Source organism: Algoriphagus litoralis, from assembly GCF_003259255.1.
GTDB classification, from domain to species: domain Bacteria; phylum Bacteroidota; class Bacteroidia; order Cytophagales; family Cyclobacteriaceae; genus Algoriphagus; species Algoriphagus litoralis.
This window is the reverse complement of record NZ_QGOL01000011.1, coordinates 54,006-68,989: the sequence shown is the minus strand read 5'-3', so window position 1 is coordinate 68,989 and position 14,984 is coordinate 54,006. Positions and strand designations below refer to the sequence as shown.

14 protein-coding genes and 1 other RNA gene are annotated in these 14,984 nt (G+C 43.4%); 7 read left to right on the top strand and 8 right to left on the bottom strand.

Going from position 1 to position 14,984, the window contains the following annotated elements; genetic code table 11:
- Nucleotides 1-17 precede the first annotated feature (17 nt).
- Nucleotides 18-419: a transfer-messenger RNA gene (gene ssrA / locus DK188_RS13370) on the top strand.
- A 97-nt stretch (nucleotides 420-516) separates the two neighbouring features.
- Here ssrA and DK188_RS13365 read toward each other — a convergent pair.
- Together DK188_RS13365 and DK188_RS13360 are read right to left on the bottom strand one after the other, a co-directional pair.
- Entirely contained in the window at nucleotides 517-1,212 is a 696-nt protein-coding gene (locus tag DK188_RS13365; RefSeq protein ID WP_111671328.1) for an ABC transporter ATP-binding protein, read from the bottom strand.
- Nucleotides 1,209-2,699: a DUF5687 family protein gene (locus DK188_RS13360; RefSeq protein ID WP_111671327.1), complete on the bottom strand. Its 1,491-nt coding sequence runs from the start codon at nucleotides 2,697-2,699 to the stop codon at nucleotides 1,209-1,211. Before DK188_RS13360 ends, DK188_RS13365 begins: the two co-directional genes overlap by 4 nt.
- A gap of 91 nt (nucleotides 2,700-2,790) precedes the next feature.
- Between DK188_RS13360 and DK188_RS13355 the strand changes: the two genes are divergently transcribed.
- Nucleotides 2,791-3,522: a nitroreductase family protein gene (locus DK188_RS13355; RefSeq protein ID WP_232825732.1), complete on the top strand. Its 732-nt coding sequence runs from the start codon at nucleotides 2,791-2,793 to the stop codon at nucleotides 3,520-3,522.
- Nucleotides 3,523-3,579: 57 nt separating this feature from the next.
- Here DK188_RS13355 and DK188_RS13350 read toward each other — a convergent pair whose 3' ends face one another.
- Together DK188_RS13350 and DK188_RS13345 are read right to left on the bottom strand one after the other, a co-directional pair.
- Nucleotides 3,580-4,011 (bottom strand): VOC family protein, encoded by a 432-nt coding sequence (locus DK188_RS13350; RefSeq protein WP_232825731.1) that lies wholly within the window; start codon nucleotides 4,009-4,011, stop codon nucleotides 3,580-3,582.
- 221 nt (nucleotides 4,012-4,232) lie between these two features.
- Nucleotides 4,233-5,885 carry a S41 family peptidase gene (locus tag DK188_RS13345; RefSeq protein ID WP_111671326.1) on the bottom strand — a complete coding sequence of 551 codons (1,653 nt, stop codon included), beginning with the start codon at nucleotides 5,883-5,885 and terminating at the stop codon, nucleotides 4,233-4,235.
- A 153-nt stretch (nucleotides 5,886-6,038) separates the two neighbouring features.
- Here DK188_RS13345 and DK188_RS13340 point away from each other — a divergent pair, with 153 nt between their 5' ends.
- The 5 genes from DK188_RS13340 to DK188_RS13320 all read left to right on the top strand — a co-directional run bounded on the left by DK188_RS13340 (nucleotide 6,039) and on the right by DK188_RS13320 (nucleotide 10,963).
- A complete protein-coding gene (locus DK188_RS13340; protein ID WP_111671325.1) occupies nucleotides 6,039-6,797 on the top strand; it encodes a hemerythrin domain-containing protein in 759 nt (252 codons plus the stop codon).
- Nucleotides 6,797-7,210, top strand: coding sequence for a Holliday junction resolvase RuvX (gene ruvX, locus DK188_RS13335; protein WP_111671324.1), 414 nt, complete (start codon nucleotides 6,797-6,799; stop codon nucleotides 7,208-7,210). The genes DK188_RS13340 and ruvX overlap by 1 nt, the downstream gene beginning before the upstream one ends.
- Complete coding sequence (gene def, locus DK188_RS13330) at nucleotides 7,207-7,761, top strand: peptide deformylase (RefSeq protein ID WP_111671323.1); 555 nt, start codon at nucleotides 7,207-7,209, stop codon at nucleotides 7,759-7,761. Before ruvX ends, def begins: the two co-directional genes overlap by 4 nt.
- Entirely contained in the window at nucleotides 7,761-8,558 is a 798-nt protein-coding gene (locus DK188_RS13325) for an amidohydrolase (RefSeq protein WP_111671322.1), read from the top strand. Before def ends, DK188_RS13325 begins: the two co-directional genes overlap by 1 nt.
- A 173-nt stretch (nucleotides 8,559-8,731) precedes the next feature.
- Entirely contained in the window at nucleotides 8,732-10,963 is a 2,232-nt protein-coding gene (locus DK188_RS13320) for an NADP-dependent isocitrate dehydrogenase (protein WP_111671515.1), read from the top strand.
- A 69-nt stretch (nucleotides 10,964-11,032) separates the two neighbouring features.
- On the opposite strand, the gene DK188_RS13315 is transcribed toward DK188_RS13320, so the two are convergent.
- The 4 genes from DK188_RS13315 to DK188_RS13300 all read right to left on the bottom strand — a co-directional run bounded on the left by DK188_RS13315 (nucleotide 11,033) and on the right by DK188_RS13300 (nucleotide 14,968).
- Nucleotides 11,033-11,779, bottom strand: coding sequence for an MBL fold metallo-hydrolase (locus tag DK188_RS13315; RefSeq protein ID WP_111671321.1), 747 nt, complete (start codon nucleotides 11,777-11,779; stop codon nucleotides 11,033-11,035).
- A gap of 49 nt (nucleotides 11,780-11,828) precedes the next feature.
- Nucleotides 11,829-13,430, bottom strand: a complete 1,602-nt coding sequence (locus DK188_RS13310; RefSeq protein ID WP_111671320.1) for a DUF7133 domain-containing protein — start codon at nucleotides 13,428-13,430, stop codon at nucleotides 11,829-11,831.
- A 315-nt stretch (nucleotides 13,431-13,745) separates the two neighbouring features.
- Nucleotides 13,746-14,057 (bottom strand): HNH endonuclease signature motif containing protein, encoded by a 312-nt coding sequence (locus tag DK188_RS13305; RefSeq protein ID WP_111671319.1) that lies wholly within the window; start codon nucleotides 14,055-14,057, stop codon nucleotides 13,746-13,748.
- Nucleotides 14,058-14,086: 29 nt separating this feature from the next.
- Nucleotides 14,087-14,968 (bottom strand): restriction endonuclease, encoded by an 882-nt coding sequence (locus tag DK188_RS13300; RefSeq protein ID WP_111671318.1) that lies wholly within the window; start codon nucleotides 14,966-14,968, stop codon nucleotides 14,087-14,089.
- Nucleotides 14,969-14,984: the final 16 nt, after the last annotated feature.

Below are 14,984 nucleotides of genomic sequence, written 5' to 3'. Positions count from 1 at the left end.
GTCATCCCAAAACAAATGGGGCTGACCGGTTTTGACAGTAGGTGTAAAGATCGGGCTCGCATGCAGGCTGGAGTATGTACGGCCTTGAAAGATTCATACGAATGATAAATGGCGAAACTTCTTACGCCATGGCTGCCTAATCTAACCTAATCGGATAGATCGCTTAAAGGGTTGAGTCACGAGAGTGATTCCCCAGCCACATCCCTCCGCCCCCCGTCCTTTCGGGGTGGATTTCGGGGTGTCGACTTGATCGGACTGCTGCCTGTGATGCGATTAAGCAGGCCTAAGCCAAATCGATAAGCCTCGCTCAGGTGTGTCATCCAGCATAGCGTGGTCGAAAAAACAACCGATGACTAAGCATGTAGACGGTACGGTGTTTCCTTATCTGGACGTGGGTTCGAATCCCACCAGCTCCACAAAAAAGCCTCCTGGATTCAGGAGGCTTTCTGATTTTTAAAGCTCTTTTGGCTTAGGCTATCCTATAGTAAAAGTAAAGTGAACGAGATTCCAATTGGATTAGCCTGTGAAATACGCCTCCAACTCACTCATCATTTCAGCTTTTTCCCGCAAGTCCCGAATCACTTTTCCTTTCTCCAACAACACTATTCGCTCACAGATCTCAGTGACATGATTCAGATCGTGGCTGGAAATCAAGAATGTGATTTTGGAATTTTCTTTTTCCCTAAGAATTAACTTTTTAAGCCGTATCTGTGAACTCGGATCTAGGTTTTCAAAGGGCTCATCCAGCATGACAACATCCGGATTTCCCATCAGCGCAGCAGCGATTCCCACTTTCTTTAGATTTCCTTTGGAGAGGTCACGGATGTATTTCTTTTTTCCCAATACCTCATCATTGAACAATTCAGTGAAGCGGTCTAGGTGGTTTTTAAGATCAGCGACTGACATGCCATAGATCACCCGCAGTGTTTCAAAATACTCATCTGGTGTCAAGTATGCCAGCAGCATGTGCTCATCCAGATAGGCGCCGGTTTTGGCTTTCCAAGCTTCTGTTTTGCTCACGTCCTCACCGTTGATTTTCACATAGCCTGAGGAGGCTCTGACCAAGTCAAGGATGATTCGGAACAGTGTCGTCTTACCAGCTCCGTTATTCCCGACCAAGCCAAAACATTCGCCGGAAGGGATTTCCAACGAGTCCACATCAAGGACAAGGGCTTCTTTGTATTGCTTTTTGAGTTGAGAGATCTGGATCATAGTTCTTGACGGAAAGAGGAAGAAATTTCGTAACGGTTTCGGAGTACTCGATTAATATTGATTTGGGACAAGGGCTTGAAAGCCAATAAGCCAATGAGGCCGATTACTCCCAAAGCCAAAAGGCCTACATATTCATTGAATAAGAAATAGAAAGGCAAATAGACCGCGTAAGGTGCCAAAAACATGGGCAATATCATCAGAAACTGCGCAGCTCCCACGCCTTCATAATTGAACATCGCACCTTTATTCAAGTCCATGGGCTTTGGCTTCCAAAGGGAAAAGTAAATAATCAAGTGCATCAAGATTCCGATGTTGAAGAAAAGACAGCAAATGTGAAGCAGAAGAAACTGCCAGCCGAAGAATGTATATGGAACCGAGGCAAGGAAACAAACAAAAGAAACTCCGATAAACAAGAGATATTTTCCTCTCACCAGAGATTCTATTCCCTGTTTTCTAGATAAGAAAAAATCAAAATTGGCTGAGTTCCAGCTCAAAAAAAGCTGGGCATATTGAAGCATGAAAATGCCTGTGATGAATATCCCTACAAAAATAAAAATCCAATTGATACCTGAGCCCTCAGTGGCATATTGGGGATTTTTGTAAAAAATCAATCCATAAAGCAAAAAGAATCCCGCCAGCATCAGGTAGGTTCGGCTCTTTTTGTGTCGGATGATCAGCTTCCATTCCAAATTTGCCAATTCGCCAGCCAATCCAAATCTGGAAAAAAGACCAATAGATTGATTGACAAATCGAACATCCTCTTCCTCGGAAAGATCTTCAAGGTATGCATTGGAAACATAGAACTTATAGCAAAGAAAGTATGAACCGATCATTACAGCCAGCATTCCGATCAATGGAATCGGACTGCTGAGGGAGAAGTCAAAAACCGGTTTCATGATTTCTCCGAGGTTAAACCAACCCATGTAGCTGGATCCAGCTCCCAAGACCAACACCAAGAAAATCACAAATAACCCAATCAGGCTATCTTCAAAGCGCTGCTTGAACCAAAGCATAAACCAATGGATCGTCCAGCTTGTGAGCGCAATAGCTGAAATCCATGTAAATGCCCCAAAAAACCCAAATTTGGCACTGATAACTTCCAAAGAGAATGGCAAAAAGAGCAAAATTGCGATAATGCTCAACGGGGAAATAAATGATCTCACCAGCAACATTTGAATGATTCTTCCCTTTCCGATCGGTAGGTGCAATAGACTTTCAAGCTCGATGACTGGCAGTTTTTGGATGAAATACCGGTAAAGAAACTCCCCCAGAAAAAAGTAAATCATGTAGCTGTTGAGTAAAGCAATATAATCTTCTCCAGGTGCAGCGACATCAAGTATGGACTTAAGTAAGAGGCCCAACCCCACCACATACCCCAACAGTACCAAAATCAAAAATCCCATCAGGATATTTGTCATCACGCTTTTTGCAAAAGAGGTTGAGCGCAAACTCTTCAGATATTGTAAACGGATCAGGGTAAAAAACATAAGTTTGAGTTTAATTCAGATTTCGTACGTATTGCAAAATATGGCTAAACATTCAAATAATCTGAAAATTGTAAAAGACAAAAAAGGATAAATGAAGAATATGATACAGGAGTCAGGATTTTTTGAGGCGGTGAATGCAAGAAGGTCAGTCCGGATTTTTGATCAGAAGGAGCCATTTGACCATGAGTTGGTGCGCAAATGCATGGAAGCAGCGATCCTTTCTCCCAACAGCTCAAATCTGCAGCTATACAACTTCATCCGTGTGCCCGAATCCTCTCCGCTAAAAGAAGCACTTTCGAAGCTGTGTATGGGACAAAAAGCGGCTTCAACAGCACGTGAGTTAGTGGTCGTAGTGACTCGTAGAGACCTGTGGAAATCACGAGCAGAAGCCAACTACCAGTACATTAAAACTGCCTACGAAGGCAAATCAGACAAAAAACAAAAGCAAGCCCTTGCCTACTATAGAAAGCTTATCCCAAAGCTTTATTCCAAATACCCGGGTTGGTCTTTGATCAAAAAACTTATTGCATTCGCCGTGGGATGGAAGCGACCGATGGTCAGGGAAGTGGGAGAAACTGAGGTCAGAATCTCCGTTCACAAAAGCGCAGCACTGGCATCGATGACATTCATGACAGGAATGAAGGCGGTAGGTTACGACACCTGCCCGATGGAAGGTTTTGATTCCAAGCGGGTGAAAAAACTGCTCGATCTACCCAAAGGATCTGAAATTTGTATGATCATCGGGTGCGGAAAAGGGCTTCCGGAAGGAATTTATGGGAATAGATTCCGAATTCCCGCTCAAGAACTGATTTTAGAAAAATAAAACCGAAAAGCTCCAAAATATTTGAATTTGGAGCTTTTTGGTTTTTCAATAGGTTTCTCAGAAGTCATCATTGATTTCCAGCCAGTACCCATCCGGATCACGGATATAGATTTGCTTGACACCGTCGACACGATTGGTGATCTCACCTTTTGCCCCGGCCCAACTTTCAAAAGGATAATTTTTTGCATTCATATTTGCCACAAAAGCCGCCATATCCGGAATGCTAAAGCATAAGTGATTTACCTTGGAGACCTCTTTTGGGATCGATGGTGCTTCGATCAGGTGAAGTGCGGCTCCTCCCCCAATATCATACCATGCATGCAGTCCATCTTTGAATGGCTCTTCGATTTCTTTTAGCGAAAGGACATTTTGGTAAAAGTCCATGCTTTTCTTCAAATCGGATACATGGACGGCAATATGATTGACTTTGATCTGTGCAAATGTGGTCATGACTGAAAAAAAGAAGACGAGTGTAAACAGGGTTTTCATAAGATTATTATTTGATTTTTTAAAGGCCACGTAGCTTGTCCCGGATTTGGATCGGGAATCTTTTCGCATGGATCAAAATCGCACCACTAATTGTAGGCTTGGGTTCTCCCTGACTACATTGCCTTTTTTGATTTAGTTATTAATGATAGGCTTTTATTCTAAAAAGAAAAAGCCAATCCAGAATTCGGATTGGCTTTTTCTTTTTAGAATAAAATTGAAAATTACTCTACCCCTTGTACTTTCAGGTTGGATGCCATCGAGATGCGTTCAGCCTCATCAAAAAGTCCAAGGGCTTGCAAATACACCTCATTGATGTCGTTGATTACTTTGTAGAAAGCATTGTCATCATAGATCTGCCGACCCAAGTGGGCTTTCACCAGAACTCTGAGGTAATCTTTGGATTTATTAAACCCAGCGGCATCAAATTCCACCTTATTTTTCTTACCGTATTCAGTTAGTTCCATCAGCATTGCATCGCTTACCTTGTAGTCGGTGTAATATTGATCCAAGCTCATATTGGCAAACTGACTCTTGTTTTTATTTACATAATCCAAGATGAATTCTCTGGAAGAATCCGAATTGAACAGTCTGTTGACATACGTACTATTCATCGTGGTATCCAAGGCGACGAAGTAATCTGGCATAATTCCTCCTCCACCATAAACTGTCCTTCCTTTTTTGGTTTCAAATTTCAAACTGTCGTTGAATTTGATGCTGTCTGCGGAGAAAAACTCGCCATGCTCATAGCGATTGATCAAGTCAGTCTCATACTCACCATAGTTCGAATCATAGGGCTTTTGAATCGATCTGCCTGAAGGTGTAAAATATCTTGCGATCGTCAATCTCAACTCAGCACCATCAGATAAGTCAATTGGCATCTGCACCAGACCTTTTCCAAATGATCTTCTTCCTACAATCAAGCCTCTGTCATTGTCCTGAATCGCACCGGCCAAAATCTCCGAAGCTGAAGCAGAACCCTCATTGATCAAGACAATGACTGATCCTTCCTCAAACATTCCTGGCTTGAATGCATACGCTTTTTGACTGTATTGATCCACTTTACCTTCCTGAGACACGATCAAATCCCGGTCTCCAAGCAACTCATCAGCCATGTTGATCGCTGCGCCCATATACCCTCCTGGGTTTCCTTGGAGGTCAATGATCAGCTTTTTCATTCCTTGCGCCTGTAGCTGATTGAGTGAAGTTCTGAATTCTTCATAGGTCGTCGCGGCAAAGCGGGTCACTTTGATGTATCCTACTTCTTCATTCACCATATAGGACGCATTGATGCTGTACTGAGGAATTTTATCTCGGGTGATTTCGTAAGGAATCAACTCGGACTGGTTTTTTCGCTTGATTTCCACCATAACTTTAGAGCCTCTTGGCCCTCTGAGGTAATCAAATACATCACGGTTGGTGATACCGATTCCGGCTACGTTTTTTCCATCCACACTGATAATCTGATCACCAGACTGAATGCCAAGAGCTTCTGAAGGACCGCCTGTCAGAGGCGCCACTACATAGATGGTATCCCGGATGATGCCAAACTCGACGCCTATTCCGTCAAATTCTCCTTCCAGCTGTGACTGAGCCAAAGAAGCATCTCTGGCAGGAATATAGCTGGAGTGAGGATCCAGATTTTCCAACATTTTGGTGATCCCAAATTCTACCAGTTCGTTCGTGTTGACACTGTCCACATAGTCACGATTGATATAGGTCATGATCTCCTGAAGCTTATATAATGCCGCACGTAGATCATTTTGATTGCTTTTGGGTTCAGCAAAGGTTGCTCCGATCCAAATACCCGCAGAAATTGCCAAGGCAAGTATTATTGGGAGTCGAATTTGGGATTTTGTATTTTTAGTCTCGCTCACTTTTTCTCTGTTTTAATTCAATAACTCAAACTACTGTAAAATGATCCATGGAAAAATGGATTTTAGATAAAATTAACGAATGTTTTTACGGACGGAATAGATAAAGGTCACAATTATTCCCTTTTTATCTTTCAAAAAAATTAATTTTGCTTGATGAATTTGAATCAGGATTTCGAAAAAGCGACTGTAACAGAATTAGTTTCTGAAAACTACGTTCTGGCAGCTGTTTTACACTATTTCGGAATCAGCTTTTACCAATACCCCACTGATTCATTAGAGAAAGTTTGCAAAAAACACAAGGTCAATCCCAGAGTGCTTATCACCGAATTGGAGGCCTGGGCAAAACGAAAAGATCCTACCCCTGAAGAGCTTTACCTCAATCCCATCGAGCTCCTAGTCGCTTACCTGAAGAAAAAGCACTATTATTTTGTCCGACAGGAGCTTCCCTTTCTTTCCAATCTGATTTCAGGAATTCAGCCAGAGCAGGAATTTTCGGCCTTGCTGGCAGATATGCGAATCATGTTCCCTTTGTTTGTGGACGATTTTATCCATCACATACACGAGGAAGAAAGTCGCCTATTCAAGCGGATTGAGCTCCTGCAAGACATCGAAGACGGGCATTTCAAAACCCAGGATGCCTTGACTATTTTGGAGAAAGATCCCATCCATTTACTGGCAGATCAACATGAGATCCATGACGATGAGATGGAAGGCATCCGACGCCTCACCAAGGATTATTTCCTGGATGAAAAGGCTCCGCTTACCATGAAAGTCCTCTACCATGAGCTTCAAAACTTCGAGCGGGAACTATCTATCCATGCCAAGATCGAAGACGAATTGCTATTCCCGAAAGCTGTGGAACTCGAAAAAGAAGCTTTGCGAAAAATCCGCAAAACTATCCAGACCAACTGATGGCTAGGATTCTGGCCATTGACTTGGGAACTAAGCGGACTGGATTGGCTGTTACCGATCCGTTGAAAATTCTGGCAAACCCCTTAGAAACGATCGAGACAGGACAGTTGATCAATTTTCTGAAGTCTTATTGTGCCAAAGAAGAAGTCGAAGCCATCGTGCTAGGTCTTCCTACCCGGCTCAACGGCCAGGATAATGAGATGACCCCCCGAGTAATGAAACTGAAGGAAGAGCTCGAAAAAGCTTTTCCGCAATTAAAAATAGCCCTTGAGGATGAGCGATTCACCTCCAAAATGGCCATGCAAAGTATGATCACCATGGGCAGCAAAAAGAAAGACAGAAAAGAAAAAGCCGGAAACCTGGACAAAGTCTCAGCGGCGATCATTCTCCAATCATACCTAGAAAAACAATGATTTACCCAATAGTTGCATACGGCAATCCAATCCTGAAAAAAGAAGCGGAAGAAATCGCCGAAGGCACAGACATTAAAGCACTCATTCAGGATATGTACGCCACCATGGATTTTGCCAATGGTGTCGGACTGGCTGCTCCCCAGATCAATCAGGGCGTACGCCTCTTCGTCATTGACAGCTCGCTGATGCTGGACGAAAAAGACGAGGAAAAAGGCATTCGAAGAGCCTTTATCAATCCTATCATCCTGGACGAGTACGGTGACGATTATGGCTTTGAGGAGGGTTGTCTCAGTATCCCCGAGGTCCGTGCAGAAATCATCCGCCCGGAGAAACTCACCATCGAGTATTACGACGAAAACTGGAATCTGAAAGAGGAAGAATTCTCCGGAATGACAGCCCGAGTGATCCAACACGAATACGATCACCTGGAAGGGATCCTATTCATCGACTACCTCAAAGGTCTCAAAAAGCGTCTGATCCAGTCCAAACTCATCGATGTGAGCAAAGGCAAAATATCCACAGATTACCGCATGATCTATCCATTGAGATAATGGAAAAAAGCCCGGAAATCCGCATCGCATTAGTTCAGACCGATGTACATTGGCAGGACAAAACCGCCAATCTGGCTATGCTGGAGGAGAAAATCTGGAACCTGAAGGATCAAGCAGACTTGATCATCCTTCCGGAAATGTTCCCGACAGGATTCAGTATGGATGCCGGCAAACTCGCCGAACCCATGAATCTCACCGTATGCAAATGGATGAAGCAGCTTGCAGCACAAACTCAAGCCACGATCACCGGAAGTGCGATCATTGCTGAAGGAGGCAAGTTTTTCAACAGACTTTTATGGGTCGATCCAAATGGTCTGGTCGAGCACTATGACAAGCGTCACTTGTTCCGAATGGCGAATGAAGACGAGACTTTTTCCCCCGGAAAAATACTACCGGTATTCAATCTGAAAGGCTGGAAGATCTGTCCTCAAGTCTGTTATGATTTGAGATTTCCCGTTTGGTCAAGAAATGGGTGGGAGGATGGAGTAGCAGGGTATGACATTCTCTTTTATGTTGCCTCCTGGCCTGCAGCCCGGATTTCGGCTTGGGACGCACTTTTGCCTGCAAGAGCTATCGAAAACCTCGCCTATTCCATCGGTGTCAACCGTGTAGGAACTGACGGTAACGGTATCCCATACAATGGACATTCGGCTGCCTATACTTTCAAGGGAGAGAAAATCGCTGACTTGGAGGAATCTGAGCAGATAGCGATCCTTTCGTTCTCTGCCTCAGAGCTGGAAGATTTTCGGGTTAAATTCCCCGCTTGGCGGGATTCGGACTCATTTCAGATCAAGTAGTACCAGTCAAAAAATCATCCGCTTCCTTTCTACAAGCGGAATTTGAAACAAACCTAATTTTCGTATTTTAGGCCCGAAATTTCGACCCTGTTCTCACTCTTTTAGCTGATGGCTTCATGCCAACTTTCCCGAAAAGCGAAACAGGCCAATCCTTTTTAGCATCCCTTCAAACTATGAGTAATCAAACTCCAAAAATCCTCTACACGCTGACCGATGAGGCGCCGGCACTTGCAACCTATTCCTTGTTACCGATCGTGCAGGCTTTTACCAAATCTGCCGGAGTACAGGTAGAGACCCGCGACATTTCCCTATCAGGTAGAATCATTGCCACTTTTCCGGAATATTTAAAGCCAGAACAGCAAATCAACGATGACCTGGCCGAACTGGGTAAAATTGCAACTACGCCAGAGGCAAACATTGTCAAGCTTCCAAATATCTCAGCCTCGGTTCCACAGTTAAAAGCTGCGATCAAAGAACTTCAATCCCAAGGCTACGCGCTTCCTGACTATCCTGAGGAACCTAAAAATGAAGAAGAAAAAACCGTAAAAGGCAAATACGATAAAATCAAAGGCTCTGCTGTCAACCCAGTTTTGCGTGAAGGCAACTCAGACCGTAGAGCTCCATTGGCTGTAAAAAACTACGCCAAGCAACATCCGCACTCCATGGGCAAGTGGTCAGCCGACTCCAAAACTCACGTGGATAGCATGAGCGAAGGTGATTTTTACGGAAGTGAAAAATCCCTAACTGTCCCTGCTGCTACTACCGTGTCTATCGAACTGGTGGGAAATGACGGACAAAAAGAAACGCTCAAATCAGGATTGAAACTGATGGAGGGTGAGGTCATCGACGCAGCTACTTTGAGCAAATCTTCTTTGGAGGCTTTCCTCAAACGAGCAAAAGAAGACGCTAAGGCAAAAGGAGTCTTATTCTCCATCCACATGAAAGCTACCATGATGAAGGTCTCTGACCCGATCATCTTTGGTCACGCGGTAAAAGTGTTTTTTGCTCCGGTTTTCGAAAAACATGCCGCTACCTTTGATTCATTGGGAGTGGATGTCAACAATGGCTTTGGCGACCTTTTGGCAAACCTAGAGAAGTTGCCTGCTGATCAAAAAGCAGAAATCCTAGCAGATATCGACGCTTGCTATGCAGATAGCCCAGATGTAGCCATGGTGAATTCTGACAAAGGAATCACCAACCTACATGTCCCAAGTGATGTCATCATCGACGCATCCATGCCTGCCATGATCCGTACCTCAGGACAAATGTGGAACAAGGCAGGAAAGCTTCAGGACACTAAGGCGGTAATTCCTGACCGATCTTATGCTGGAGTATATCAAGCAACAATTGATTTCTGTAAAGAAAACGGCGCGTTCAACCCAGCTACCATGGGTAGCGTTCCAAACGTAGGTTTGATGGCTCAAAAAGCCGAAGAATACGGATCACATGACAAGACTTTTGAGATTCCTTTTGCAGGGATGGTCAAAGTGATTGATGCTTCAGGTTCTGTTTTGTTCTCCCATGCCGTGGAAGCTGGTGATATCTGGAGAATGTGCCAGACCAAAGATGCTCCGATTCAGGATTGGGTAAAACTAGCGGTATCCAGAGCAAGACTTTCTGATACTCCGGCGGTTTTCTGGCTGGATGCTGATCGGGCTCACGATGCGCAGTTGATCAAAAAGGTCAATGAGTATCTGCCTAATCACGATACGACCGGACTGGAGATCCACATCATGTCGCCAGTGGAAGCTACCAAATTCTCCTGCCAGCGAATCAAAGAAGGAAAAGACACGATTTCGGTAACCGGAAATGTCCTTCGCGATTACCTAACGGATTTGTTCCCAATCTTGGAAGTGGGTACTTCAGCCAAAATGCTTTCAATCGTTCCGCTGATGAATGGTGGAGGTCTATTTGAAACCGGAGCGGGCGGATCTGCGCCGAAGCACGTGGAGCAATTCACCGAAGAAGGCCACCTAAGATGGGATTCTTTGGGCGAGTTTTTGGCGCTTGCAGTTTCATTGGAACACTTGGGTCAGACTTTCAACAATCCGGAAGCATTGCTTCTCGGTGAAACCCTCGACAAAGCCACCGGCAAATGGCTCGAAAATGACAAATCTCCTGCTCGGGTTGTAGGCAAGCTGGACAACCGAGGCGGACATTTCTACCTTGCTCTCTATTGGGCGGAGGCTTTGGCAGCACAGACAAAAGATGTCGGTCTTCAGGCCAAATTCATTCCTATCGCTGAAGCTTTGACCACTAACGAATCCAAAATCGTGGAGGAATACAACAGCTCTCAAGGAAAGCCTGTCGATATCGGAGGCTATTTCAGACCTGATGTAGCCAAAACTTCAACTGCGATGCGTCCTAGTAAGACCTTCAACGAAATCTTGGAAACGCTTATTTAACTCAACGCAACAAACAAAAAAAGCTGGCTGGGAATACTCCTAGCCAGCTTTTTTGTTTTTAGGTGCAGTTTAATTAGCCGGATACCAGTTTCTCAGACGCACATCCACTTGGGGAGCGGCCGCATTGACCAGTTGCTTGAATTTCTCGGTATCAGCTAGCCCTTCTGTACCGCGGTAGTGGTAAGGATAGATCATAGCAGGCTTAAATTCTGCCACTGCACTGGCAGCTTGTTCTACATCCATGGTGTATGGCAAATTCATGCAGACAAAGGCCACATCGATACCTTTCAACGCTCTCATTTCTGGTATGTCTTCCGTATCACCGGAGATGTAAAGCTTCTTTCCGTCAAGTTCCACCAAATAGCCATTACCCCTTCCTTTTGGATGGCGGCTATCGGCCGTTTCGGGAAGATTGTACATGGGAATAGCAGTGATTTTGGCAGCAGAATAATCAGTGGATGAGCCATTTCCTAAGACCACAACAGCCTTGTATTTTTCTTTTGGGAGTTTTTCAGCTACAGCCTGAGGAGCAATGAGGGTTGCATGGCTGAGGTCCAACCCGTCCAAGGTCTCCTGATTGTGATGATCTCCATGGATGTCAGTGATCAAAACCAAGTCTGCTGGCTTTTGCCCGGCAAAGCCTTTTGCTCCGCCATAGGGATCGACATAGATGGTAAGGTCTTGATAGGAGACGACCAGCGTCCCATGAACGATGGGCTGGATGGTGATGGATCCGTTTTGGGTTGGGATTTGGTCTTGGGCAAATGCACCCAAGCCTACCAAACAAGTGAATAAAGTAAGGAATAGGTTTTTCATATCTTTTTATTTTTTAACTCATCGCTGAGCTATCCTGTTTTACCATTCCTCAAAGACTTGAAAGATAATTGAGGAGATTTTGAATTTCTTCTTCTGACATTCCCGCTAATAGATTTTCATACATCAGGGATTTCAGGTCTTCCTTAGAGGATGCGATTTCAGATTTGGGGATTTCGATCACATGATTTCCCACCAAAATCATCGAAACGGTGGTGTCTGAAGTAGAGACAATTCTACCCAGAAGTACTTTTCCGTCCTTTTGGATAATTCTCGTCGCAATCATACTTGGCTTGATCCGGGCTGAAGGACTTTGGATTTCCTCAAGCAGTTCTTCCTGAGAAAATTCTTTTCCAATTGCTTTCAAATTTGGTCCAAGTAATTCCGTCACTCCATCGATGGCATGGCAGGCGGAGCAAGCACGGATACCAAACAATGCTTTGCCATTTTCCAGGGAGGCTTCCGTGAAGTTTTCTTCCGGGATTTTTTTCTCAGTAAGATACGTTCCCTCCAAAGCAGGATCGTAAATCAGCTTGTAAAATCCTCCTGTTTTTTGTTCTACCGCATTGTACCAATAATCCGAGATTCCATGATGCGCGAGATAAAGTGAACCGTCCTTCCCGAAAGTCAAATCTGAAAGCTTGGGGAGATCTACCACCGGAATTTCCTCGAAAGTATATCCAGCTGGAGAGGATTCGATTTTTACCCGACTGACACCACCCCTATTCCAGCGCTCTCCGGGACCATAAAAGGCAACAAAGAGGTTGCCCCCTGCTTCCCCAAAGGCATTGCCTGGAGTGTTAAACTCGATACCGCTGGGAGCCACTTCATGCTCTAGGGAAAAGACTGGGGGAGTGATGGTGTCAAACTTGCCTTGATATTTTTGGGGATTGTGGCCGTAAAAATTTCCGATTTCAAGAAGATTGAGTTCTTCGGTGGCATTTCCCCCGCCTTTATTGTCGGCAAAAAAGAGATCCCCTTGGGTATTGAATCCCATGCCATGAATGGAGCGGATTCCTGTGGCTACGATTTCATGGCTTTTTCCATCCGGAGAGACTTTCACAATCGATCCTCTCAGACCTTGTGGGTCTGGGGAAGCACCGGAATTAAACGAGTCAGTGGTAAGGACAAAGTAAATCCATCCATCGGGTCCCACATTTAGAGCACTGGTCCATTCGTAAGGGTGATCACTGACGGGAAAGTCATTGAAAAAGGTCCACGAAGTATCTGCTTTTGCGTCTTGGTCAAGATCCAGAAAAGCCCGGATTTCACTGCGTGTTCCAATAAATACCGTGTCCCCTTTGTGCGTAAATCCCACCGGAGACTGTAAACTCAATTCCTTGAGATCAGCATACAGCAAGGCTTCGTCTTCTACTCCATCTCCATCTGAATCATGAAGGGTGTAAATTTCTCCACTTTGATTGGCGGCAAAGATTCTACCTCTTGGACCCAAAGAGACTTGGACAGGATTGAGGACCGTCACCCCTTTATCAATGGGAAGCTTAATTACTCGATAAGGACCATACACTACGGCAGTGCTATCTTCATAGGCTTCGTAGGGATTGGATGGGGGAGTGCTACAACCCGTGATCAAAAAAAGAATGATTCCTGTCCAAAGAAGCGGAGAATGGGTGGAAAGTTTGTGGTTTTTCATTGACCGGTAGGAAAATTGACCTCATTAAAATTACCACAAATTTTATGGATAATTTTCTAGAGTACTTGCTGAAAATCAGCGGGTACTATTCTGAATAGAAGAGAATTCTTTATCCTTAAAAGATGGAGGCCAAATAAGGCGGATAATTCGGCTATTGGATACCTAACGGCACAAGTTCTATCAATCCACTCGATCACCTGAAACTACTGAATGAAAAATAAATCTCTGGTCAAAATCAATATCGAATTTTTCCAGAAAAGTTTTGTATTTCGCTATGAAGCTTATTTTTCTGTGGTTTTCCTCTTGGGTTTGGAATTATTTTCGTCTCAAGTATTCCAATACAACTGGTGCCAAGGTAGATTTTTCGATTCTATTTTTTTGACAAAAGCTACTATCTAGCCAATTTTCTAGACTTTTTGCTCCTTTGCTTGCATTACAAGAGCGACAACAAAGTGCTATATTTTCAGGGCCATTGATTCTGATATCATTGATGATGTGTTCCCAAGACGGCTTTTTTTTAGTATCTCCGTGAAATTCTGCAAAAGAAACTCCGCAGTAAACGCAATTTAAATCCCGAGCTTTTACCAAATCTTCAACTTCTTTTGGGATGCCCCATCGGTTAGCCATTTTTCAACTTGTTGAATTTATCTTAATTGTCATTGCCCTTCGAAAAAATCCTCATCAAGTTCTTTAACCATATAAGTTGATTTGATTTGGACCCCTACTTCATATTCATGCATCAAAGTAACTAGCCTTTCACCATCAATTAAAATGATATTATGATGAGCAAATTTTGCTTTTTCGATAGCTCCTTTGTCAAATTCTGAAGTAGTTACAAAAATTCCTTTTGAGGTATCACCGCTCATTGCTCCAATAAAATTCCTTATATCTTTTTCTCTTACTTTATTAGAATCAAATCTTTTAGCTTGAATATAGATTTTATTAAGTCCTAGTTTGTCTTCATTTATAATCCCGTCAATTCCCCCATCACCTGATTTTGGAGTCTCCAAAAAATCACCATATCCCATCTTCTTGAAAAGTTTGAGAACGACTTTTTCAAAGTAATATGGATCAATCGACTTTAACTTTTCCAATAAGTCAGATTTTACTTGATTCTCTAATTCAATAATTCCGCGATCAATTAAATCTTGTGGTGTTGAGGATTTTATTTCGGTTTCTTTTGTAATTCCTTTTGATTTTTCTTCAGAATAGAAATCAAAAAGGCCACTTTCTGCCTCAATGTCTCTCAGCTTTAAATTTCCAATTTGACTGAGTCCTTTTTCTGAAATTTGGACTATTCCTCTTTTTGGGTAATGAATGTATCCTCCTTTCTTTAGATAGGATTTCCCCCAAGCAATTCTATTTTCGATTAGTATTTCACCGCTTTTTGTTTTTTCATCCAGTAAATCTTTGGGGAGATCTAAATAATATTTTTGAACTACTGATTTAATCAAATCTCGATGATGAATAGGATTTCCATCTCTTAGAACTTCCAAAATTGGGTTAAATGTCTCGTGGAATTTGGGTATTTCTTTCATTTTAAATTTTGAATTA